The 22,857-nt window shown below is 60.6% G+C and carries 24 protein-coding genes and 1 pseudogene; 16 read left to right on the top strand and 9 right to left on the bottom strand.

Going from position 1 to position 22,857, the window contains the following annotated elements; genetic code table 11:
• The first annotated feature begins 53 nt into the window (after positions 1 to 53).
• Genes livH through VCJ09_RS06780 form a run of 4 tightly spaced genes read left to right on the top strand, consistent with a single transcriptional unit; the run spans position 54 to position 3,707 of the window.
• A complete protein-coding gene (gene livH / locus VCJ09_RS06795; protein ID WP_324733674.1) occupies positions 54 to 977 on the top strand; it encodes a high-affinity branched-chain amino acid ABC transporter permease LivH in 924 nt (307 codons plus the stop codon).
• Positions 974 to 2,242, top strand: a complete 1,269-nt coding sequence (locus VCJ09_RS06790) for a high-affinity branched-chain amino acid ABC transporter permease LivM (protein WP_407693016.1) — start codon at positions 974 to 976, stop codon at positions 2,240 to 2,242. The genes livH and VCJ09_RS06790 overlap by 4 nt, the downstream gene beginning before the upstream one ends.
• Positions 2,239 to 3,006, top strand: coding sequence for a high-affinity branched-chain amino acid ABC transporter ATP-binding protein LivG (gene livG / locus VCJ09_RS06785; RefSeq protein ID WP_079201195.1), 768 nt, complete (start codon positions 2,239 to 2,241; stop codon positions 3,004 to 3,006). Before VCJ09_RS06790 ends, livG begins: the two co-directional genes overlap by 4 nt.
• On the top strand, positions 3,006 to 3,707 hold the full coding sequence (locus tag VCJ09_RS06780; protein ID WP_079201194.1) for an ABC transporter ATP-binding protein: 702 nt from the start codon (positions 3,006 to 3,008) through the stop codon (positions 3,705 to 3,707). The genes livG and VCJ09_RS06780 overlap by 1 nt, the downstream gene beginning before the upstream one ends.
• A gap of 178 nt (positions 3,708 to 3,885) precedes the next feature.
• Here VCJ09_RS06780 and VCJ09_RS06775 read toward each other — a convergent pair whose 3' ends face one another.
• Positions 3,886 to 4,851: an IS1595 family transposase gene (locus tag VCJ09_RS06775; RefSeq protein ID WP_324732510.1), complete on the bottom strand. Its 966-nt coding sequence runs from the start codon at positions 4,849 to 4,851 to the stop codon at positions 3,886 to 3,888.
• Between the two features lie 199 nt (positions 4,852 to 5,050).
• Between VCJ09_RS06775 and VCJ09_RS06770 the strand changes: the two genes are divergently transcribed.
• From VCJ09_RS06770 to VCJ09_RS06740, 7 genes are all read left to right on the top strand, one after another.
• The gene (locus tag VCJ09_RS06770; protein WP_324733673.1) at positions 5,051 to 5,761 is read left to right on the top strand and encodes an rRNA pseudouridine synthase; all 711 of its coding nucleotides are present in this window, start codon (positions 5,051 to 5,053) and stop codon (positions 5,759 to 5,761) included.
• 58 nt (positions 5,762 to 5,819) lie between these two features.
• Positions 5,820 to 6,281 carry a YehS family protein gene (locus tag VCJ09_RS06765; RefSeq protein ID WP_324733672.1) on the top strand — a complete coding sequence of 154 codons (462 nt, stop codon included), beginning with the start codon at positions 5,820 to 5,822 and terminating at the stop codon, positions 6,279 to 6,281.
• A 118-nt stretch (positions 6,282 to 6,399) separates the two neighbouring features.
• Positions 6,400 to 7,170 carry an SDR family oxidoreductase gene (locus tag VCJ09_RS06760; RefSeq protein ID WP_324733671.1) on the top strand — a complete coding sequence of 257 codons (771 nt, stop codon included), beginning with the start codon at positions 6,400 to 6,402 and terminating at the stop codon, positions 7,168 to 7,170.
• Positions 7,171 to 7,295: 125 nt separating this feature from the next.
• Positions 7,296 to 7,931: a DUF1326 domain-containing protein gene (locus VCJ09_RS06755; protein WP_324733670.1), complete on the top strand. Its 636-nt coding sequence runs from the start codon at positions 7,296 to 7,298 to the stop codon at positions 7,929 to 7,931.
• A gap of 2 nt (positions 7,932 to 7,933) precedes the next feature.
• The gene (locus VCJ09_RS06750; protein WP_324733669.1) at positions 7,934 to 8,746 is read left to right on the top strand and encodes a DUF2182 domain-containing protein; all 813 of its coding nucleotides are present in this window, start codon (positions 7,934 to 7,936) and stop codon (positions 8,744 to 8,746) included.
• Positions 8,747 to 8,812: 66 nt separating this feature from the next.
• Positions 8,813 to 9,505, top strand: coding sequence for a tRNA (N6-threonylcarbamoyladenosine(37)-N6)-methyltransferase TrmO (gene tsaA / locus VCJ09_RS06745; RefSeq protein ID WP_324734615.1), 693 nt, complete (start codon positions 8,813 to 8,815; stop codon positions 9,503 to 9,505).
• A gap of 240 nt (positions 9,506 to 9,745) precedes the next feature.
• Entirely contained in the window at positions 9,746 to 11,113 is a 1,368-nt protein-coding gene (locus VCJ09_RS06740) for a sensor domain-containing protein (protein ID WP_324733668.1), read from the top strand.
• A 225-nt stretch (positions 11,114 to 11,338) separates the two neighbouring features.
• Here VCJ09_RS06740 and fpr read toward each other — a convergent pair whose 3' ends face one another.
• The gene (fpr, locus tag VCJ09_RS06735; protein WP_324733667.1) at positions 11,339 to 12,118 is read right to left on the bottom strand and encodes a ferredoxin-NADP reductase; all 780 of its coding nucleotides are present in this window, start codon (positions 12,116 to 12,118) and stop codon (positions 11,339 to 11,341) included.
• A 107-nt stretch (positions 12,119 to 12,225) separates the two neighbouring features.
• Here fpr and VCJ09_RS06730 point away from each other — a divergent pair, with 107 nt between their 5' ends.
• Positions 12,226 to 13,152: a LysR family transcriptional regulator gene (locus tag VCJ09_RS06730; protein ID WP_324733666.1), complete on the top strand. Its 927-nt coding sequence runs from the start codon at positions 12,226 to 12,228 to the stop codon at positions 13,150 to 13,152.
• Positions 13,153 to 13,203: 51 nt separating this feature from the next.
• On the opposite strand, the gene VCJ09_RS06725 is transcribed toward VCJ09_RS06730, so the two are convergent.
• Positions 13,204 to 13,572, bottom strand: coding sequence for a diacylglycerol kinase (locus VCJ09_RS06725; RefSeq protein ID WP_324733665.1), 369 nt, complete (start codon positions 13,570 to 13,572; stop codon positions 13,204 to 13,206).
• Between the two features lie 151 nt (positions 13,573 to 13,723).
• Entirely contained in the window at positions 13,724 to 14,374 is a 651-nt protein-coding gene (erdR, locus tag VCJ09_RS06720) for a response regulator transcription factor ErdR (RefSeq protein ID WP_324733664.1), read from the bottom strand.
• A gap of 203 nt (positions 14,375 to 14,577) precedes the next feature.
• On the opposite strand from erdR, the gene VCJ09_RS06715 reads away from it, so the two are divergent.
• Positions 14,578 to 15,531, top strand: coding sequence for a DMT family transporter (locus tag VCJ09_RS06715; RefSeq protein WP_324733663.1), 954 nt, complete (start codon positions 14,578 to 14,580; stop codon positions 15,529 to 15,531).
• Here VCJ09_RS06715 and VCJ09_RS06710 read toward each other — a convergent pair.
• Positions 15,467 to 16,177, bottom strand: a complete 711-nt coding sequence (locus VCJ09_RS06710) for a tRNA-uridine aminocarboxypropyltransferase (RefSeq protein WP_324733662.1) — start codon at positions 16,175 to 16,177, stop codon at positions 15,467 to 15,469. The two genes, VCJ09_RS06715 and VCJ09_RS06710, sit on opposite strands and share 65 nt — an antisense overlap.
• 185 nt (positions 16,178 to 16,362) lie before the next feature.
• Between VCJ09_RS06710 and VCJ09_RS06705 the strand changes: the two genes are divergently transcribed.
• The gene (locus VCJ09_RS06705; protein ID WP_324733661.1) at positions 16,363 to 16,761 is read left to right on the top strand and encodes a quorum-sensing-regulated virulence factor family protein; all 399 of its coding nucleotides are present in this window, start codon (positions 16,363 to 16,365) and stop codon (positions 16,759 to 16,761) included.
• A gap of 30 nt (positions 16,762 to 16,791) precedes the next feature.
• Here the strand turns inward: VCJ09_RS06705 and VCJ09_RS06700 are convergent.
• Positions 16,792 to 17,483: pseudogene (locus VCJ09_RS06700) on the bottom strand (phosphoketolase family protein); the annotation flags it as partial.
• A gap of 140 nt (positions 17,484 to 17,623) precedes the next feature.
• Between VCJ09_RS06700 and VCJ09_RS06695 the strand changes: the two are divergent.
• Both VCJ09_RS06695 and VCJ09_RS06690 read left to right on the top strand, forming a co-directional pair.
• A complete protein-coding gene (locus VCJ09_RS06695) occupies positions 17,624 to 19,027 on the top strand; it encodes an MBL fold metallo-hydrolase (RefSeq protein WP_324733660.1) in 1,404 nt (467 codons plus the stop codon).
• Between the two features lie 393 nt (positions 19,028 to 19,420).
• A complete protein-coding gene (locus tag VCJ09_RS06690; protein ID WP_324733659.1) occupies positions 19,421 to 20,500 on the top strand; it encodes an LOG family protein in 1,080 nt (359 codons plus the stop codon).
• Between the two features lie 241 nt (positions 20,501 to 20,741).
• On the opposite strand, the gene recX is transcribed toward VCJ09_RS06690, so the two are convergent.
• The 3 genes from recX to VCJ09_RS06675 form a co-directional block, all read right to left on the bottom strand.
• The gene (gene recX, locus VCJ09_RS06685; RefSeq protein WP_324733658.1) at positions 20,742 to 21,206 is read right to left on the bottom strand and encodes a recombination regulator RecX; all 465 of its coding nucleotides are present in this window, start codon (positions 21,204 to 21,206) and stop codon (positions 20,742 to 20,744) included.
• A 10-nt stretch (positions 21,207 to 21,216) separates the two neighbouring features.
• A complete protein-coding gene (gene recA, locus VCJ09_RS06680; protein ID WP_079201179.1) occupies positions 21,217 to 22,254 on the bottom strand; it encodes a recombinase RecA in 1,038 nt (345 codons plus the stop codon).
• Positions 22,255 to 22,344: 90 nt separating this feature from the next.
• Positions 22,345 to 22,857, bottom strand: a complete 513-nt coding sequence (locus VCJ09_RS06675; protein WP_324733657.1) for a CinA family protein — start codon at positions 22,855 to 22,857, stop codon at positions 22,345 to 22,347.

Here is a 22,857-nt window from a genome sequence, read left to right as displayed (position 1 = left end):
GTCTCACCCTGCGCCACAAGCGCTGACGTGCGTGACGACCCAGGAGTTAGGCAATGCCTGATCTGTATCACTACCTGCAACAGCTGGTTAACGGCCTGACCGTTGGCAGTACCTATGCCCTGATTGCCATTGGCTACACCATGGTCTACGGCATCATCGGCATGATCAACTTCGCCCACGGCGAGGTTTACATGATTGGCTCGTATGTAGTCTTCATCGTTATCGCCGGCCTGACCATGTTCGGCCTGGACAGCTTGCCCCTGATAATGATCGCCGGCTTCGCCGCCAGCATCATTGTCTGCGCAGCCTACGGTTACAGCATCGAACGCGTCGCCTATCGCCCCCTGCGCGGTGGCAACCGCTTGATCCCGCTGATCTCGGCGATCGGCATGTCGATCTTCCTGCAGAACCTCATGTTGTTGTCTCAGGACTCCAAGGACAAAGCCATTCCCAATCCCTTACCGGGCAACTTCGTGTTCGGTGAAAGCGCCATGAATGGCGTGGTCATTTCCTATATGCAGGTGCTGATTTTCGTCGTCACCTTCCTGGCGATGATCGGCCTGACCCTGTTCATCTCCCGTTCGCGACTGGGCCGGGCCTGCCGGGCCTGCGCCGAAGACCTGAAGATGGCCAACCTGCTGGGCATCAACACCCACAACATCATCTCCCTGACCTTCGTCATCGGCGCCGCTCTGGCCGCAGTTGCCGCCGTGTTGCTGGGCATGCAGTACGGCGTGATCAACCCGCACCTGGGCTTCCTCGCCGGCATCAAGGCGTTCACCGCAGCGGTACTGGGCGGCATTGGTAGCATCCCGGGCGCGGTATTGGGCGGCCTGGTGCTCGGTGTAGCCGAAGCCTTCGGCGCCGACATCTTTGGCGATCAGTACAAGGACGTGGTGGCTTTCAGCCTGCTGGTGCTGGTGCTGTTGTTCCGACCGACCGGCATCCTGGGTCGCCCGGAGGTTGAGAAAGTATGAGCACCTCGATCAAGAAAAACTTCAAAACGGCCTTCTTCAGCGCCCTGCTGGTGCTGGCCGTGGCCTATCCGGTAATCGGCCTGAAGCTGAGCACCGTGGGTATCAAGCTGCAAGTGCAAGGTGCCAGCCCGGCCGTTCTCTGGACCATCCTCGGCAGCTCGATTGCCATGTTCTTCTGGCAATTGTTCCGCACCCAGCTGAGTGCCGTCTTGCGCCATGCACCGAAGTTACCGAGCATGCCGAGTCAGGCAAGCAATTTGCTCACCCTGCCCTCGACCCAGCGCTGGGTGATCATCGGGCTGATCATCATGGCCCTGGCCTGGCCATTCTTCGGCAGCCGCGGCGCGGTGGACATCGCCACCCTGATCCTGATCTACGTGATGCTCGGCCTGGGCCTGAACATCGTGGTCGGTCTGGCCGGATTGCTCGACCTCGGCTACGTGGCGTTCTATGCCGTAGGCGCCTACAGCTATGCACTCCTGTCGTTCTACTTCGGCCTGAGCTTCTGGATCTGCCTACCGATTGCCGGCCTGATGGCGGCATTCTTCGGTTTTATCCTCGGCTTCCCGGTGCTGCGTCTGCGTGGCGACTACCTGGCCATCGTCACCCTGGGTTTCGGTGAGATCATCCGCATCCTGCTGAACAACATGACCTGGCTGACCGGCGGCCCCAACGGTATCGGCTCGATCCCCAAGCCGACGCTGTTCGGCCTGTCGTTCGACCGCAAGGCCGCTGAAGGCATGCAGACGTTTCATGAATATTTCGGCGTGGCCTATGCCTCGATCAACAAGGTGATCTTCCTCTACCTGATTGCTCTGGTGCTGGTACTGCTGACCCTGTTCGTGATCAACCGCCTGTTGCGCATGCCGATTGGCCGGGCCTGGGAGGCCCTGCGCGAAGACGAAATCGCCTGCCGTGCCCTCGGCATGAACCCCACCATGATCAAGCTTTCGGCCTTCACCCTGGGCGCCTGCTTCGCCGGTTTTGCCGGCAGCTTCTTCGCCGCACGCCAAGGCCTGGTCAGCCCGCAATCCTTCACCTTCATCGAGTCGGCGATCATCCTCGCCATCGTCGTACTGGGCGGCATGGGCTCGCAGTTGGGGATCATCCTGGCCGCCATCGTCATGATCCTGTTGCCGGAGCTGGCGCGCGAATTCAACGAGTACCGCATGCTGATGTTCGGCGCCCTGATGGTGCTGATGATGATCTGGCGTCCGCAAGGCCTGCTACCCATGCAGCGCCCGCACCTGGAGTTGAAACAATGAGCCGCCCTATTCTGGAAGTGAGCGGCCTGTCCATGCGCTTCGGCGGCCTGCTGGCCGTCAACGGAGTTGGGCTGACCGTCAATGAAAAACAAGTGGTGTCGATGATCGGCCCGAACGGTGCCGGCAAGACCACGGTATTCAACTGCCTGACCGGCTTCTACCAGCCAACCAGCGGCAATATCCGCCTCAATGGCGAGCAAATCGAAGGCCTGCCAGGCCACAAGATCGCCCGCAAGGGCGTGGTGCGGACCTTCCAGAACGTGCGGCTGTTCAAGGAAATGACCACGGTGGAAAACCTGCTGGTGGCTCAGCACCGTCACCTCAACACCAACTTCATTGCCGGCCTGTTGAAGACCCCGGCGTTTCGCAAGAGCGAACGCGAAGCCATGGAATACGCCGCGCACTGGCTGGAGCAGGTCAACCTGACCGAATTCGCCAACCGCCCGGCCGGCACCCTCGCCTATGGCCAGCAACGTCGCCTGGAAATTGCCCGCTGCATGATGACGCGGCCGCGCATCCTCATGCTCGACGAACCGGCCGCCGGCCTCAATCCGCGGGAAACTGACGACCTCAAAGCCCTGATCCGCATGCTGCGCGATGAACATAGCGTCACCGTATTGCTGATCGAGCACGACATGAAGCTGGTCATGAGCATTTCCGACCATATCTATGTGATCAACCAGGGCACGCCCCTGGCCGAAGGAACGCCGGAGCAGATCCGCGCGAACCCGGACGTGATCAAAGCCTACCTGGGGGAAGCTTGATGCTGTATTTCGACAAGGTTTCCACCTTCTACGGCAAGATTCAGGCACTCCATGACGTCGACGTCGAGGTGCGCCAAGGCGAGATCGTCACCCTGATCGGTGCCAACGGCGCCGGCAAGTCGACCCTGCTGATGACCCTGTGCGGCTCACCGCAGGCGAGCAGTGGCAGCATCCGCTTCGAGGGTGAAGAGTTGATCGGCCAGAACACCCCGGACATCATGCGCAAGAGCATTGCCGTGGTGCCGGAAGGTCGCCGGGTATTCTCCCGCCTGACCGTGGAAGAGAACCTGGTGATGGGCGGCTTCTTCACGGCCAAAGGCGAGTTCCAGGAACAACTAGACAAGGTCCTGCAGCTGTTCCCGCGCCTGCAGGAACGCCTGTCGCAGCGCGCCGGCACCATGTCCGGCGGCGAACAGCAAATGCTCGCCATCGGCCGCGCGCTGATGAGCAAACCCAAGCTGCTGCTGCTCGACGAACCCTCCCTGGGGCTTGCACCGATCATCATCCAGCAGATCTTCGGCATCATCGAACAGCTGCGCGCGGATGGCGTGACCGTATTCCTGGTCGAGCAGAACGCCAACCAGGCGCTCAAGCTGGCCGACCGTGGCTATGTGCTGGAGAACGGCCGGATCGTCATGCAGGGCAGCGGGCATGACTTGCTCAATGATCCGAAGGTGCGCGACGCCTACCTGGGGGGTTAAAAACTACTGCGCTCGGTCATGCGTCGTTGAAAGCAGACTCAACAAGCCGCTTGCGGCTAACGCGCTTTAGCGCGGCCCGAAGGGCGAGTGAAACGAGTAATGCTCATGTACATACGTACACTCCGCTTTTTCGCCTGCTTTCGCCTAGTCTGACCATCGCTCGCTACGTTTTTAAAGGCTATGTACCCTTTAACTGTTGCATGGGCCGGCCCACCGCCTCCTGCAGACAAAACTCTGGCTGAATGCGCTTTGTGTACCGCTCCAACATGCGGCGCCAACCCAGGTAGTTAACGAGGTACTTGGTCGCAACCCCATGAAAGCGCGCCATCCAGCCCTTCAGCCGACTGTGATAAGCGTTGACGTTCTGGATATGAAAAGCCGCTTCCTGGACGCGTAACCCCGGCCTCGCATACACCACCTTGTGGGTGATCCCGTTGCGGCGTGCAAATGCCGCATAGATTGCTGCGCCATCAGAACAGAGCACCGACGCTTTATCCACCAAAGGCCTTAGCGCGGCACTTACATGGGCGGCGTCGAGCTTCTCCAACTGAAAGTCAGCGGTATGTCCTTCACGGTCGCGAACAACCAAAACGGGTATCTGATCCGGCCCCGTTCCGCGTGTCTTGCCCACACCCCCGCGTTTACGGGGTGGGCGCGGCATCTCGCGCTGACCTTTGAATGACTCGAGAAAGAACGTTTCGTCGGCCTCGACAATGCCGCTTTCACGCGCATCGTGATGCGCCGCCACATCATGCAAAAACCGATGTCGCCAGCGAAATGAAGTGTTCTTGCTGACGCTGCAGTGTCGGGCCGCCGCTCTCACGGTCAATCCAGCAATGAGGGCTTGGGCATAATCCAGCCAGCAGTCCTTTTTGCGTAGGCGCGCCAAGGGTGTTCCAGTCAATGCATTGCACGTGCGCCGACAGACCTTGCAGCGATAGCGCTGCAAGCCACCACTGCGGCCCCATGAGGCCAGTTGCGCGGCGTCGGCGGCACAGTGCGGGCAGGCTTTCAGATCAGGGATGAGCTCTTCAAAGCCATCTCGCTGCACGTTGATCTGGAGAAAATGCTGAACGATGGACTTCTGTTTGATCGTGAGGCGATCAAGCCGAGCCAGTAGGTGTTGAAAGGGTTGGGCATCCATAACGGCACTCCTTGATGAGCACACGTCTTCAGTCTAGGCCTTGCAACAGTTAACGAGTACATAGCCTTTTTAAACCTACCTTGCACAATAGAAACCGCTCCCCGGAGCGGTTTTTTATCTGCACCGTTTGCCCAATGATCCGCGCACGACGCCCCTGGCCAGTTACAATGACAGCCCTTTTTTACCGACGACTCTTTCCATGACCGACCCGATACGCCTGTCCAAACGCCTGATTGAACTGGTCGGCTGCTCACGTCGTGAGGCCGAGTTGTATATCGAGGGCGGCTGGGTACTGGTCGATGGCGTAGTGGTGCAAGAGCCGCAATTCAAGGTCGAGACGCAGCGCGTCGAGCTGCTCCCGGACGCGGTACTGGCACCGGTCGAGCCAGTCACCCTGCTGCTCTATGTGCCCTCCGGTCACTTCCCGGATCGCGCGGTCGAAACCGTCAGCCAAGCCAGCCAATGGCCGGAAGACGGCTCCGGCATCCGCCCGCTGAAAAGCCACTTCGCTCGATTGGTCACCTGCCTGCCACTGCAAGCCGGCGCCGATGGCCTGCACGTGCTGACTCAGGACTGGCGGATCGAGCGCAAGCTCAAGGACGATCAGGCCAAGCTGGAGCAGGAGTATGTCGTCGAGGTCATCGGCACACTCAGTAACAGCCAACTAAAACGCCTGAACCACGGCCTGAGTTTTAACGGCTCAGCGCTGCCACCGTGCAAGGTCAGCTGGCAGAACGAAACCCGCCTGCGCTTCGCCTTGAAAAACCCGCAGCCCGGGCAGATCGTATTCATGTGCAACAGCGTCGACCTCAAGGTGCTGGGCATGAAGCGCATCCGCATCGGCGGCGTGTCCATGGCCAAAGTCCAGCCCGGCCAATGGCGCTACCTGGCCGCGAAAGAACGCTTCTAGGCATTTCTCCGGCTGCAGCACCTGAGTGCTGCAGCTCCCAACATTTCAGGACACCCTCATGCTCAATAACGATGTACTGCGCAGCGTGCGCTATATGCTCGACGTCAGTGACGCGAAAATTGTCGAAATCATCCAGCTCAGCGGCAAGCAGAGCAGCGTGGCCGAAATCGCTCCGCTGTTGAAAAAGGACGACGAGGAAGGCTTCGTCGCCTGTGACGACGAGCTGATGGCGCACTTTCTCGATGGCCTGGTGTACCTCAAGCGCGGCAAGGACGAAAGCCGCCCGGCCCAGCCCTTCGAGCTACCAGTGACCAATAACATGGTACTGAAAAAGCTGCGCGTGGCCTTCGAACTGAAAGAAGACGACATGCACGAGATCATGCAGAGCGTCGACTGCCCGGTATCAAAACCCGAGATGAGCGCACTGTTTCGCAAGTTCGGCCACAGCAACTACCGCACCTGCGGCGATCAGTTCCTGCGCAACTTCCTCAAGGGTCTGACTCTGCGCGTGCGTGGCTGAACCTCAGCTGAGGGAGCGGCGCATGGCTCATGGCGCTGCATTCCCAGGCGCAATAATGCCTGCCGTTGGCAGGCCGGGCGTTTAGGGTAGTGGCATTCATCCCCCAAGAGGATTCGCCATGCACCCCTACTTCTCCCTGCAAGGCCGCACCGCGCTGGTAACCGGTGGCACCCGCGGTATCGGCAGGATGATCGCCAAAGCCTTCCTCGAAGCCGGTGCGACTGTCTATGTATGTGCCCGTGACGGCGAGGCCTGCGCGCAAACCGCCGCCGAACTCTCAGCCTTTGGCACGTGCCACGGCCTCGCCGCCAACCTGGCCAGCGAGGAAGGCGTGCAGGCACTGGCCGCGCAACTGACAGGCGAAATCGGCCAGCTGGACATCCTGGTCAATAATGCCGGTACCACCTGGGGCGCGCCGCTTGAGTCCTACCCGGTCAAGGGCTGGGAAAAAGTCATGCAACTCAACGTGACCTCGGTGTTCAGCTGCATCCAGCAGTTGCTGCCATTGCTGCGCAAGGCCGGCTCGGCGACCAATCCGGCGCGGGTGATCAATATCGGCTCGGTGGCCGGCATCACCTCCCATGGCGAAGACGCCTACGCCTATGGCCCGAGCAAGGCCGCACTGCATCAACTGTCGCGCATGCTTGCCCGCGAACTGGTCGACCAGCACATCAACGTCAACGTGATTGCGCCGGGACGCTTTCCGAGCAAGATGACCCAGCACATCGCCCAGGATGAAGCGGCCATGGCCGAGGATACCGCGCTGATCCCGATGAAGCGCTGGGGCCGAGAGGAAGAAATGGCGGCCCTGGCGATCAGCCTGGCCAGTACTGCCGGCGCCTACATGACCGGCAACATTATCCCCATCGATGGCGGTTTCAGCCTCTGAGTCAACTTTGCCAACACGTGCGGCCGCTGGTCTGGCACACCGCCCGGCGACCGACTGCTCTGCTAGGTTTAATGACTGGGGGGTGAACCTACTTCGAAGCCGCAACCACGGCAAGGAGGAAAGCCATGAGCATGGCTGACTGGCGTATGCAGGGCGCCGAATTTGCCACCTGCAACTGCGATTGGGGCTGTCCCTGCCAATTCAGCTCCCTACCTAGCCACGGCAACTGCGAGGCCGTGGTGTCGATGCGCATCGACCAGGGCCACTACAACGAGGTCAAGCTGGACGGCCTGTGCTGGGTCGCCACCTTTGCCTGGCCCGGCGCAATCCACGAAGGCAGTGGCCGCTGCCAGGCATTCATCGAGGACAAGGCCACCCCGGAGCAGCGCGAGGCGTTGCTGCGCATTCTCTCTGGCGAGGACACCGAGCCAGGCGCCACGGTGTTTTCGGTATTTGCCAGCACCATCAGTGAGATGCTCGAACCGCAGTTTGTGCCCATCGAGTTCACCGTCGACGTGGATAGGCGCGAAGCCCATACCCGCATCGCCGGTGTACTTGAAGTCAAAGGCGAACCGATTCGCAACCCGGTGACCGGTGAACTACAGGAAGCGCGAATAGTCCTGCCCAAAGGCTTCGAGTTCACCGAAGCACAGGTAGCCAGTGGCACCTACCAGACCCAGGGCGCGATCAAGATCGCCGCGCAGAACAGTCATGGTCACTTCGCCCGGCTGCACTTCACCGGGCAAGGGGTGGTGCGCTGAAGGTGCAGGGCTCTCCTGAGAAACTCGCCGACCAGCAACACCGACGCTTGCCCTACTGGCCACTGGGCAAGGAACAATGGCTGACGCTGCTGAGCCTGCTGGCGTTGACTGGCGTCGCCTGGCTGCTGTTGTTCCGCATGGCTGCGAGCATGACCACGCCGAACGCCATGGTCGATATGGCCATGGCGGGCATGCCGATGCCCTGGAGCCTGACCGATGCGCTGCTGATGCTGGCGATGTGGTCGGTAATGATGATCGGCATGATGCTGCCGAGCGCCCTGCCGATGATCCTGCTCTACCAGCAGATGTTGCGCCGCTATATGACGCCCCCTCAACGGCACCTGGCGCTGCTGCTGTTCTGCCTGGCCTATCTGCTGGTGTGGAGCGGCTTCAGCCTGATCGCCACTGCCCTGCAATGGGGCTTGGATCGCCTCGCCCTGCTCAGCCCGCAGATGCGCAGCCAGAGTCAGTGGCTTGGCGCGGCCCTGCTGATGGGGGCCGGGGCCTACCAGTGGCTACCGGGCAAGTCGGCCTGCCTCGCGCATTGTCGCGGACCGGTGCAGTTCCTCCTCGGTCACTGGCGCCCCGGTGTGGTCGGTGGTTGGTCCATGGGCCTGAAGCATGGCCTCTACTGCCTGGGCTGCTGCTGGATGCTGATGGGCCTGCTGTTTGTCGGCGGAGTGATGAACCTGCTGTGGGCAGCCTTGATCGGCGTCTATGTGCTGCTGGAAAAGCTGCTGCCCGGCGGCATCTGGCTCGGTCGCATCGCCGGGCTAGTGTTATTTGTCTGGGGAATGGCACTTCTGCTTGGCTAGGGTGACTTAAGGCCGCCGCGTATTGCGGGTAAGATGGCCCTCCTCGCCACTGCCAGTCGCTTGCCCATGCCCTACTCCGTTTCGCCCATCGGTTTCGTCCGCTCCTGTTTCAAGGAGAAATTCGCCATTCCCCGTCAGCCACAGTTGGCACCGGCTGCCCGTGGTGTGCTGGAACTGGTCGCCCCCTTCGATACGGGCGAAGCGGTGCAGGGCCTGGAGCAGGTCAGCCATGTCTGGCTGCTGTTTCTGTTCCACCAGGCACTGGAAGACCAGCCACGCCTGAAAGTGCGCCCACCGCGCCTGGGTGGGAATAAATCGGTAGGGGTGTTCGCCACCCGCGCCACCCACCGCCCCAACGGCCTCGGGCAATCGGTGGTCAAACTGGACAAGGTCGAAGCGGGCAGGCTCTGGCTGTCGGGGATCGACTTGCTCGACGGCACACCGGTGCTGGATATCAAACCCTACGTGCCCTATGCCGACAACGTCGCCAGTGCCTATAACCGCATCGCCGACGGTGCTCCGCTGTTGATCGAGGTGCAATGGCGAGACGCTGCCCTCAGCCAGGCGCGCAGCCACGGCCTGCGCCTCGACCAGCCGCTGGTCGAACTGATCGAGCAATGCCTGGCCCAGGATCCGCGCCCGGCCTATCAGGTGCCACCGCCCGAACGGCGCTACGGCACGCGTTTGTGGGATGTCGATGTGCGTTGGCACTACCCGGAACCGGGAAATATCTGCGTGCTGGAAGTGGTGGCGACCTGAGTGAGTCAGCTAAGACAAGCCAGGCGGCTGCAGCCAATGCGTCGGGTGCTCTTGGCCTGCGGGACCTGTCGAACCCAAGGTAATCACTAGCCCGCGCGAAGCCGCTAGGCATTTTGATTGAAGTATTGCTTCCGCAGTACTTGGGCTACGACTAAAGTTGACTCATGGGCACCACCTGTCGGCACATCTTCATACTTTCCTGCAGGTCATGGCTGATTCCGAGAATCAATAATTTACCTTATGAAAAAAAAGCCTTACGTCCCATCAGGTAACCTTGTTGACCTTCTGCTCGATGCCATTTGCGTAGTCGACCAAGAGGGACGCTTTGTTTTTGTCAGTGCCGCCTGCGAACAGATCTTTGGTTATACCGCCGAGGAAATGGTCGGCAGGAGCATGATCGAACTGGTGTTGCCAGAAGATCGCGCCAGGACGCTGCAAGCGGCCAGCGAAGTCATGTTAGGCACCAGCAAACCCAATTTTGAAAATCGCTATGTGCGCAAAGATGGGCAGATCGTTCACATCATGTGGTCGGCCCGCTGGTCGGCGGACGATCAACTGCGGATTGCCGTGGCCCATGACGTCAGCGAACGCAAACGCAGCGAGTCGATGCAAGCGGCGCTCTATGCCATCTCCGAAGCGGCGCACCTGGCCAAGGATCTACCCAGCCTGTTCGAGAAAGTTCACTCGATCGTCGGCCAGCTGTTACCGGCCATCAACTTTTCCGTGGTTCTTTACGATGAACAGAACGACCAGCTGAGCTTTCCCTACCATATCGACGAGCGCTATCAGGCCCCGGCTCCGCACAATCTGGCGGCCCCCACACTCAGCGCGGAAATCATCCGCACTGGGCAGACCTTGCTGCTCTCACCAGAAACGCTGACGACCCTGCCCGAGCATGTGCAGGCGATCGACTGCGCTTCATTGTATTGGCTGGGCGTGCCCCTCACCTCGCACAACGGCACCATTGGCGCCTTGGTGGTCCAGAGTTATACCCACGGAGCGCGCTACACCGACAAGGACAAGGAACTGCTGCAATTCGTCTCGACCCAGATCGCGACAGCCATCGAGCGCCAGCAGATGCTCAGTCGCTTGCAGTTCATGGCCCAATACGACCAACTGACCCAACTGCCTAACCGTGCCCTGCTCTACGACCGCTTGCACACCGCACTGACCAGGACACGTCGGGAGCAAACGCAACTGTCGCTGCTGTTCCTCGATCTGGACAAATTCAAACAGGTCAACGATACGTTCGGCCACACCATCGGCGATCTCCTGCTACAACTGGTTGCCAAGCGCCTCAGGCAATGCGTGCGCGAATCGGATACGGTCGCACGCCTGGGTGGCGACGAATTCGTGGTGCTGCTCGAAGACTTCCACTCGCCGGATCATGCCGTGCTGGTCGCCGAGAAAATCCGCTTAGCACTCAACCAGCCATTCGACCTGAATGGTCAGGCGCACATGATTCTGCCGAGCATCGGGGTGGCGTTCTATCCGCAGCACGGTAATGACGCACAACAGTTGCTCACTCATGCCGACAACGCCATGTATGCAGCGAAAAAAAGCGGCGGCAATCGCTTCCAGATCACACTCGACCCAAGCCCCCACTGAAGACGCCCTGCTCGGCAGCGAACTGGATAATTGGTCCGGCTTGGCGGATTCGCCCGTCGCGGGCATCAGCCAGGAAACCAACGCGGAGTCCCGCTGCAATCCGGGAGCGATTTGTCGGCAGTGGATGCCTCCCCGATTTTCATCCAAGTACAAAAAAATCCCGTCCACTTGAATCAAGTGAGCGGGATTTTTTGTGCAGCGAGCCTTTGCATAAGACCCTGGAGCTTACTTCTCGACGAAGGCGCGCTCGATCAGGTAATCGCCCGGCTCGCCCATGCGCGGAGAGATTTTCAGGCCGAAGCTGTCGAGCACGGCCGCCGTTTCGTCGAGCATACTCGGGCTGCCGCAGATCATCGCGCGGTCGTCCTGCGGGTTGATCGGCGGCAGGCCAATATCGTGGAACAGCTTGCCGCTGCGCATCAGGTCGGTCAGGCGGCCCTGGTTCTCGAACTCTTCACGGGTCACGGTCGGGTAGTAGATCAGCTTGTTCTTCAAAGCATCGCCGAAGTATTCATTCTGCGGCAAGTGCTCGGTGATGAACTCGCGGTAGGCTACTTCGTTGACGTAACGCACGCCGTGTACCAGCACGACTTTCTCGTAACGCTCGTAGGTTTCCGGGTCCTGAATCACGCTCATGAACGGAGCCAGGCCAGTGCCGGTGCTCAGCAGGTACAGGTGCTTGCCCGGCAACAGGTCGTCGAGTACCAGGGTGCCGGTGGGTTTGCGGCTGACCACCAGCTCGTCGCCGGGCTTGAGGTACTGCAACTGCGAAGTCAGCGGACCATCCGCCACCTTGATGCTGAAGAACTCCAGATGCTCTTCATAGTTCGGGCTGGCAATGGAGTAGGCGCGCATCAGCGGCCGGCCGGTATCCTGTTGCAGGCCGATCATCACGAACTGACCGTTCTCGAAGCGCAAGCCCGGATCGCGAGTGGTCTTGAAGCTGAATAGGGTGTCGTTCCAGTGATGCACACTGAGAACACGCTCGACGTTCAGGTTGCTCATGTTAGGTCCTCAAGAATCACGGGCAGTTGCGGTTGCAGCAGATTCTAGACCCGGGCAGAATATCTGTTAAGTGGATAATTAAGATATCCGTTATCGGTTATATATATATGCGATTTACCCTACGACAGCTTCAGGTATTCGTCGCCGTGGCGCAGCAGCAAAGCGTCTCGCGCGCGGCTGACTCCCTGGCATTGTCGCAATCGGCGACCAGCACCTCGCTCAGCGAATTGGAGCGCCAATCCGACTGCCAATTATTCGACCGCGCCGGCAAGCGTCTGATCCTCAATGCCCTGGGCTCGCAGTTATTGCCCCAAGCCGCGGCCCTGCTCGACCAGGCCAAGGAGATCGAACGCCTGCTGGGCGGCAAGAGTGGTTTTGGCTCGCTGAATGTCGGCGCTACGCTGACTGTTGGCAATTACCTGGCAACCCTGCTGATCGGCAGCTTCATGCAGCGCCACCCGGAATGCCGAGTCCAGCTCCAGGTGCATAACACCGCCTATGTGGTGCAACAGATCGCCCACTATGAGCTGGACATGGGTTTGATCGAGGGTGACTGCCAGAACCCGGATATCGAGGTGCAGCCCTGGGTCGAAGACGAACTGGTGGTGTTCTGCGCGCCGCAACATGCCCTGGCCAAGCGCGGCGAAGCCAGCCTCGACGAGCTGACCCAGGAAGCCTGGATACTCCGCGAGCAGGGCTCTGGCACGCGCCTGACCTTCGATCAGGCCATGCGCCATCACCCGCGCTCGCTGAATATCCGCCTGGAGCTGGAACACACTGAAGCAATCAAGCGGGCGGTGGAATCGGGCCTGGGCATTGGCTGCATTTCACGCCTGGCCCTGCGCGACGCCTTTCGCCGCGGCAGCCTGGTGGCGGTGGAAACACCTGAGCTGGATCTGCGGCGGCAGTTCTACTTTATCTGGCACAAGCAGAAGTACCAGACCGCCGCAATGCGTGAATTCATCGATCTATGCCGGGCGCTGACTGCCGGGGTCAGGCGCAGCGATGAGATAGTGCTGCCAAACATTGCCTGAGCAGTCCTGCCGCCACAACATTGCGCGCGGCCAGCAATGTTTCACAGGCGGCTAGCCCAGCAGGATCACCGCCCAGACACTGGCGATCAACGTCAGGGACACGAACTGCGCGGCGCTGCCCATGTCCTTGGCGTTTTTCGACAAGGGGTGCAGCTCCAGGGAGATGCGATCGACCGTCGCCTCCAGCGCAGAATTGAGCAGTTCGACGATCAACGCCAACAAGCAAACGCCGACCATCAGCGCGCGCTCGCCCCGGCTGACGTCGCTGTAGAACGCCAGCGGAATCAACACCAGATTGAGCAGCATCAACTGACGAAATGCGGCCTCACTGGCAATCGCAACACGCAAGCCCGCCAGCGAATAGCCCGCCGCATTAACGATACGCTTGAGGCCCGTCTGGCCCTTGAATGGCGACGACATAAGAAGGTTATCCACACTGTAAAAGGAAAAGGCTGGCTGGCTGGCTGGCTGGCTGGCACGAGAACTATAAGACCTGCACAAGCAAACCGACACAATCCCGCTGGCTTGACTGCGCGTACAGACGTGCGAGCAACGTGTATCAGGAGCGCACTCAGCTGCTCGGGATCGATTCCATCTGCTGCAACAGCAGCGCCGCCTGGGTACGAGTTCGTACGCCGAGCTTGCGGAAAATCGCCGTGACATGCGCCTTGACCGTAGCCTCGGAAACGCTTAACTCGTAGGCAATCTGCTTGTTCAACAAGCCGTCGCAGACCATGGTCAGCACTCGAAACTGCTGCGGGGTCAGACTGGCCAGGCCTGCACTGGCGGCTTTAGCTTCGGCAGAGACCTGAGCAGCCTCCTCGGTTTGCTCCGGCCACCAGGTATCACCATCGAGCACCACTTGTACGGCTTGCTGGATACTCTCCAGAGAGCTGGACTTGGGAATGAAACCACTCGCGCCAAACTCGCGGGCCCGCGCCACCACGTTAACCTCTTCCTGTGCCGAGACCATCACCACGGGCACCTGCGGGTATTGCCCACGCAACAACGCCAAACCGGAAAAACCATAGGCACCGGGCATATTGAGGTCGAGTAACACCAGATCCCAATCTGACTTCTGCGCCAGGCAAGTTTCCAACTCGGCGATGCTGGCAGCCTCTACCAGGCGAGCCTGCGGGCCAAGACCCAGGGTCAGCGCCTGCTGAAGTGCACTGCGAAATAACGGATGGTCGTCGGCAATCAGGATTTCATAGGTGGCCATTGCAGATCCTGTTCTTGTTATGTGAGTACCGCTAGCGCAGGCCTGCCGGGTAAAACACGACAGACCGCTCGATTAGCCGCGCATAGTACACGGCCAACTGCATAATGCGCCTAAGACGGCGCCAAGCATGCCGAGCGATCTCGGAGTGGTCAAGCGCGTTGCTTTGCGGCACAGTCTGCACTTTTGCCCAACGAGACTGTTTTATGCGAAGCCAGGCCCTGCGCGCCGACCTCTTGATGCTGCTGACGGCCATGATCTGGGGCTCGGCCTTCGTCGCCCAGCGCCTGGGCATGGACTCGATAGGGCCATTGCTCTACAGCGGCCTGCGTTTTGCCCTGGCGGTATTGATTCTGCTGCCACTGCTACCGCTGCTTGAGCGCCGCTCGCGCAGCACACCTCCGCCGCCGCTAAACCGCCACCTGCTACTGGGTGGTGGCCTGATGGGCTTGGCGTTGGCCCTGGGAATCAATCTGCAGCAGGTCGGTTTGCTCTTCACCAGTGTCACCAACGCCGGATTCATCACCGGATTGTACGTGATCATCGTGCCCCTGCTCGGCCTGCTGATCGGCCACAAAACGGGGCTGGGCATCTGGCTGGGCGCCTCGCTGGCGGTGCTCGGCATGTTTTTGCTCAGCGTCGGCGAAGGCTTTCAGGTCGCCTCCGGCGACTGGCTGCAATTGGCCGGAGCCTTCGTCTGGGCCGTGCATGTGCTGCTGGTGGGGGTCTTCGCCAGGCGTCATGACCCATTGCGTCTGGCCGTGGTGCAATTCGCCACCTGCGCGCTGATCAGCCTGCTGTTGGCGCTGATCTTCGAGGAGATCCACCTCGACTCGATCATCGCCGCCGGGCCGGCGATTCTGTATGGCGGTCTGTTCGGCGTGGCCATCGGCTTTACCTTGCAGGTGGTGGCGCAAAAGCATGCGATCGCCTCGCATGCCGCGATCATCCTCTCGCTGGAAGCCGTGTTTGCCGCCATTGCAGGCGCCTGGCTACTGGGCGAAGCGCTGCAACTGCGTGGTTATTTCGGCTGTGCACTGATGCTCGCCGGCATGCTGCTGGCGCAATTATGGCCGAAAAAACCCAGCCAACTACTCACAGAAACAAGCGCAAATGCTGGTGCAGGGCGTCGTCCAGATCAACCGCGCGTGGAGCCTTAGCCGCCAAGTAGTGCTGGCTGAAGACATCCAGATAGGCATTCAGCGCGTCGGCGGCACGCTGATCGCCGGCCAGCTCCAGACAGAGCGCCGCCACCTCGGCGGTACACAGGTGATCGTCGCGCGTGGACCGCCGCAGACGATAACGCGACAACTGCTCGGGCTGCAGGCTGAGCACCGGCAAGCTGTCGAGGTAGGGGCTTTTGCGGAACATCTTGCGCGCCTCGGCCCAGGTCGCATCGAGCAGAATGAACAGTGGCCGCTTGCCAGGTGCATGCTGCACCTCACTGACCACTCGCGCAGACTCGACGTATTCACCGGGAAACACCAGATAGGGCTGCCACTGCGGATCGCTCAGCAGCGCCGGCAAGGCGGGCTCGACCGCCGTTCGCAACCAGCCGAAGGCCGACGTGTCGGCCACTACATCGGCAATCAACCAACCGGTATTGCTCGGCTTGAGCGCCTCGACATCATGCATCAGCAAACACATGCCCGATTTCGCCTCGATCTGCGGACGCCAGGCGCACAGGCAATGGCTCAGGGCCAGCCGGCAGCGCTGGCAACGCACGGCCTTGGAGCCACGGGCCAGGAAAGGTTTTTCACTACGCGCAATGCGCGCGGCGCGCAAACGAGCGACGGCATGGCTCATGCGCAAAGCGTTCCGTAGCAAGCAATGGACGTCATGTGGGATCCTGGGGCGGTAAGCCCGCCAGTCTAACAAAGCCGCCACGATTGCAGGTGGGGTAAACCCAGGCAGCCAAGTAAGATAGTCACTTGCTGAACCTCTGCAGGCTCATGCCTGTCGAAGGGTTCGAATTGACTCTGGAGAACCCCATGCCGCGCCTGATCGCTGTAATCCTCGCCCTTAGCCTGCCCATGTTCGCTCAGGCCGCATCGCTGAACAATTTCGAGCTGAGCAAGACCCTGGAACGCGTCGCCCAGGAAAGTAGCGTTGGCACGCCACGGGCGATCAACGCAGACATTCTCGATCAAGGTTATAGCGTCGACGGCAATGAACTGGTCAATCACCTGAGCGTGCGCCCCGCCCACGCCGCGCAGATGCGCGGTAACCCCGATAGCGTGCGCGCGCAGTTGGCCAACAGCGTGTGCCGCAACCCCGGCTATCGCCAGTTATTGGCGCGTGGCGCCGTCCTGCGTTACGAGTTCAGCGAATACAAAACCAATCGCCCGATCGTCAGCGAGCGCTTCAGCAACAGCGACTGCGGCCAATAGGCGGCAGTAGTCAATCAACGCCGGTATTGGGGCTGCGCCAGCCGACAAGAAAGCCTGCAGCTTTTTTCCGGGCAGAGGTAAGTGACAGTACTGCTACTCGGCAAAGCCGAGGCAACCCCCTTCGGCAATACCGCCAGCGCTATGCGGATTGACGTGACTACCCAGGGGCACACCCGGCGCGCCATCGGCTGCCTGGACATAGCTGTAGAGGTCTGCCACTAGCCGGCTCATTCCAGTTTCATCGCTCCTGTAACGCGCGATCTGTTCAGGGTGCTGGTTGGCGGTCAACAGATTCAGCGCCTCGACTGCCGCCACACAGTGCCCCTGCCCCATCAGCCAACCACGGCTTTCCCCGGCCTGGGCATTCAGCGCCAGGTAGGCGGCGTAGCCGGGCACCATGTTCAAGGCGCCGCCGGTACGTCCCTCGGGCTTTACCTTGAAGTCGTCAGGTTCCAGGGCCATGCCGTCCAGGCGTACGCGCCAGGCATGCTCATCTGCACCACCAGCCATAAACCGGCGGCGTTCAGCCGGTCCAGTGCGCGCAGCAGAGCATAGACACTGGCCAGGTCGAGCTGCTTACCCGCTTGCACCCGTTGATGGGCCATACGCAAGACCGCCGCACAGGTCTCTGGACTATGCTGTACAGGGCCGTAGCCCTGCTGCCAAGCGGCGAACCCAGGTTCGGCCAAGGCATGGGCGGCCAGCTCACGGGCACTCGGCAATAATTACGGCATGGGCGCTCGCCTGGAGCTTTCGCACTGTCTAGCACGCAACGAGCAGCCGGCACCCTGATCTGCATCAAGGCCAGCGACCATCATTCGCGGCACCCTGAGCTCATTCACCATCATCAAGGATTTCCGATATGGCTCTAATCAGCTTCCTTGGCGCCATCCAGCAAGTCACTGGTTCCTGCTACCTGATCGAAAGCCGCGACGGCGCCAAGGTGCTGCTTGAGTGCGGCATGCGCCAGGGCCGCCGCGAAGAGGACGAAGGCAATCGCGCACCCTTCGCTTTCGATCCGCTGAGCCTGGATGCGGTGGTAATTTCCCATGCCCATATCGACCATAGTGGCCTGCTGCCCAAACTGGTCGGTGCCGGTTATCGCGGGCCGATCTTCGCCACCGACGCTAGCTGTGAACTGATGGAACTGATGCTGCTGGATGCGGCGCATATCCAGGAGAAAGATACAGAGTGGGAGAACAAGTGGCGTGCACGCAAGGGCAAGCCACCGCTCAACCCGCTGTATACCACCGAGGATGCCGAGCAGGCGCTCAAACAAAGGCGCCCACAGGCCTATGGCGAGCCACTCGAAATAGCCAAGGGCGTGCAGGTAACCTTTCACGATGCCGGCCATATCCTTGGCTCGGCGATCGTCGAACTGCAGGTACAGGATCATCACCTGACCCGGCGCCTGGTGTTTTCCGGTGATCTCGGCAACACCTGCTCGCCCCTGATGCACCCACCGACCACGCTCGACCGAGCCGATCTGGTGCTACTCGAGTCCACCTATGGCGATCGCGATCACCGTAACAGCGACGACACCCTGGATGAACTGGCCGAGATTCTCCAGCAGGCCCATCGCGACGGCGGTAACGTGCTGATCCCGGCCTTCGCCGTCGGCCGCACCCAGGACCTGATCTACTACCTCGGTCGTTTCTACCAGGAGGGTCGACTGCCCCAGCAGGTGGTGTTCCTCGACAGCCCCATGGCCATTCGCGCCAACACCATCTATTCGCGCTTTCAACACCTGTTCGACCCGGACGATCACGCGGCCATTGCGCACAAACCCGCCAGGCGCATCGAGGACTGGTTGCCGATCCTGCGCTGCACGCCGACCCCGGAAGAGTCCATGGCGATCAACCGGGTCAAAAGCGGCGCCATCATTATCGCCGGCAGTGGCATGTGTACCGGAGGGCGCATCGCCCACCATTTCAAGCACAACCTCTGGCGCGAAGATTGCCATGTGGTGTTCCCCGGATTCCAGGCCAGAGGCACTCCGGGACGAGCCATAGTCGACGGTGCCAGCACGGTGAAAATGCTCCACCAGCGCATCGCAGTAAAAGCACAAATCCACACCCTCGGCGGCTTCTCCGCCCATGCCGGGCAGTCGCAGTTACTCGACTGGGTCAGTCATTTCGACCATCACCCCGAACTGTATCTGGTGCATGGCGAACTGGAGAAAATGCAGACGCTGCAGCAGGCTCTGCGCGAGCGCCTTAACTGGATTGCCAGCATCCCTGAGCCAGGCGAGCAGATCGCCATCTGAGCCAGCGCGAGACAACTGCAGCAGGCCCCGCACCCGCCATCCCAAATGACTGCAGGCACGGGGCTGCAGTTATGGCACTACCGTCTTCGCCAGCAGGCGCCTGCCTGCATTGGCCGGCGAACGCCCGGTCGGCCCATACCGCCAAGCCCCCGCAGCCCGGCCGTAGACGCAACCGAGGACCCGGGCCTCCGCCATCGCGCTGGCGAGCAGGCTCAAGATCCAGCGACAGCGCCCAGTCCAATCGTCGCTGGTGCCCACCCAGACTGGAGATTTTCTGCAACCTGATCAGGTATTTAGCGCTTCCAAAGCGCAAGCGCCAGCCATACTCTGAATATGACCGGAGCTTTCACGACAGCGAAACAATCCGGCCGGCATCCAGAACGGAGAAGTCGAATGCCTTACGCACCGGACGATTACTTATCCCGCCACTTCCAGACCAGTGGCATCGACCTTGCTGACAAAGTCGACGAGCTGGTTACCCTGGTCGCCCCTGGCGACAGCCCGAACCTGCCACTGTATCGCGACATGCTGATCACGGTGATCCGCATGGCCCAGGCCGATCGCAATCGCTGGGACGCCAAGATCATGCTGCAAACCCTGCGTGAAATGGAGCATGCATTCAGCTCTTTGGAGCAGTTCAAACGGCGGCGTAAAGTTACCGTTTTCGGCTCGGCACGTACGCCGCCCGATCACCCGCTGTATGCCCTGGCCCGCGAGCTCGGCGCCACCCTGGCGCGGCACGACTTGATGGTGGTTACCGGTGCCGGCGGCGGCATCATGGCGGCAGCCCATGAAGGCGCCGGCCTGGAAAACAGCCTGGGCTTCAATATCACCCTGCCCTTTGAACAAGGGGCCAATGCCACTGTGCATGGCACCAGCAACCTGCTGTCATTCCACTTCTTCTTCCTGCGCAAACTGTTCTTCGTCAAGGAGGCAGATGGTCTGGTGCTGTGCCCTGGCGGCTTCGGCACCCTGGATGAAGCACTCGAAGTACTGACCCTGATTCAAACCGGCAAGAGTCCATTGGTGCCCGTGGTACTGCTCGATCAACCGGGGGGTAGTTTCTGGAAAGATGCCATGGCCTTTATCGACAACCAGCTGGTGGGGAACCGCTATATCCTGCCCAGCGACCTGCATCTAGTGCGCCTGGCACACAGCGCCACGGAGGCAGCAGATGAAATCGCGCAGTTCTATCGCAATTACCACTCCAGCCGCTGGCTCAAGGATCGCTATGTGATCCGCCTCAACCACGCGCTCAATGAAGCGGTCATGCAGCAGCTGAACCTCGAGTTCACCAGCCTGTGCAAAAGCGGTGGTTTTCAGCAGCAGGCTTATTGCGAGTCCGAGCAGGACGAACCGGAACTCTGCCACCTGACTCGCCTGGCCTTTGCATTCAATAGCCGCGACCACGGCCGCTTGCGCGAACTGCTGGATCTGATCAACCAGCCGCAGCACTGGGAACAGCCAAGCTGATTACGCTTGGCCAACGAGGTCAGCTATTTGTGACGCGCACCGCCAGCCAACCGCTGCAGACAACCGCCACCCAGTAACCGGAAATCTATCTGTAGTGTGGGTTTCAGCCCAGCGCTGCTGAGTTGGGGCCTTTCTGGGCTAAAGCAGAGCGCCGCCCGCCCCATCCGTTTTGCCATCAACACATAAAGGGTACATAGCCAACAAAAAACCCGGAGCGCAGGCTCCGGGTTCAAAGGATGTTTCAGTCCAGATCGAGGCCGCGTAACAAACGGCTGATCAGATCCAGTGGATAACCGCGATAACTGAGGAAGCGGCCCTGCTGGGCATGTTCACGAGCATCGCCCGGCAGTTGACCGGCAAATTTTCGGCGCCAGGTTTGTTCCAGCTGCTCGCACCAATCGATACCGCTGTCGCGCAACGCCTGCTCGACAGCGGGCCGGGGCAAACCGCGCTGGATCAGCTCTTCACGAATGCGCAACGGCCCATAACCGGCGCGCGCACGATAGCCGACAAAGTTTTCCAGATACCGCGCTTCGGATAACAAGCCCTCTTGCGCCAGGCGCTCGAGGGCTGTGTCAATCAGTTCGACTGGGGCGCCCCGTTGACGCAACTTACGGGTCAACTCGACGCGCCCATGCTCGCGACGCGCCAATAGATCCATGGCTGCTCGGCGCACCGCGACGAGGTTATCCAGTACGACAGGCATGTTCTACGAGTCAGGCCTCGGCAGTGGCCAGAACGTCTGCGCTGGCCTTGGCCGGAGTGCTGGAAACCAGCAACTTCTCGCGGATCAGGCCCTCGATGGTGCGTGCCACTTCCGGGTTATCTTCCAGGTACTTGGCCGAATTGGCCTTGCCCTGACCGATCTTGCTGCCCTGATAGCTGTACCAGGCACCGGATTTCTCCAGCAGGCCGTGTTGCACGCCGAGGTCGATAACCTCGCCATTGCGGTAGATGCCCTTGCCATAGAGGATCTGGAACTCAGCCTGCCGGAACGGCGGCGCCACCTTGTTTTTCACGACCTTGACCCGGGTTTCGCTGCCCACCACTTCGTCACCCTCTTTCACCGCACCGGTGCGGCGAATGTCCAGGCGCACCGAGGCGTAGAACTTCAACGCGTTACCGCCGGTGGTGGTTTCCGGGCTACCGAACATCACCCCGATCTTCATGCGGATCTGGTTGATGAAGATCACCAGGCAGTTGGCGTTTTTGATGTTGCCGGTAATCTTGCGCAGTGCCTGGGACATCAGGCGAGCCTGCAAGCCCACGTGCATGTCGCCCATCTCGCCTTCGATTTCCGCTTTCGGCACCAGGGCCGCCACGGAGTCGATGACGATCACGTCGACGGCATTGGAGCGCACCAGCATGTCGGTTATTTCCAGCGCCTGCTCGCCGGTATCCGGTTGCGATACCAACAAGTCATCGACATTCACGCCCAGCTTGCCGGCATATTCGGGATCCAGAGCATGCTCGGCATCGACGAAGGCACAGGTGGCACCGAGCTTCTGCGCTTCGGCGATCACCGACAGGGTCAGGGTGGTTTTACCGGAAGACTCGGGGCCGTAAATCTCGACGATCCGGCCTCTTGGCAGACCGCCGATACCCAGGGCGATATCCAGACCGAGCGAGCCGGTGGAAATGGCCGGAATCGACTGGCGCTCATGATCGCCCATGCGCATGACTGCGCCCTTGCCAAATTGCTTTTCGATCTGGCCCAAGGCTGCCGCCAAGGCGCGCTTCTTATTCTCGTCCATTGAAGTCCTCACGTAATAAAGAAGGGCCTGCTAGCGGCCACTAACAACTGTATAAGTAGACAGTATTATTCCACAGGGCAAGTCCCTCGCCTACCCTGCATTTGGATTTTCTTGCGCAATCACGCGCAGCAGCCCCTCCAGAGCGGCCTCGACCGTTTGTCGGCGAACTTCGGCGCGGTCGCCAGCGAACTGGCGGCGTGCGCTGAACAGCCGCTCGTCGTCACCCCAGGCCAACCACACGGTGCCCACCGGCTTATCCGCCGAGCCGCCATCCGGCCCAGCCACCCCGCTGACCGCCACCGCATAACGCGCCCCGCTCTGTGCCTGGGCGCCACGCACCATGGCCTCGACCACCTCGCGACTGACCGCCCCTTCGGCGGCGAACAACGCCTCGGGCACCCTCAACTGCTTGCTCTTCTGTCCATTGGAATAGGTGACATAACCAGCCTCGAACCAGGCCGAGCTGCCGGGGATTCGGGTAATTGCCTCGGCAATACCACCGCCAGTACAAGACTCCGCGGCACTCACCTGCGCACCTTGCGCCTGCAATCGCTGACCCAATTCGACGGCCAGCCGGGTCAGGCGTTGATCATTCACAGTCAT

This window comes from Pseudomonas paeninsulae (assembly GCF_035621475.1).
Classification (GTDB): domain Bacteria; phylum Pseudomonadota; class Gammaproteobacteria; order Pseudomonadales; family Pseudomonadaceae; genus Aquipseudomonas; species Aquipseudomonas paeninsulae.
Note: the sequence above shows the minus strand (reverse complement) of the source record. Positions and strands in the feature narration are given on the sequence as shown.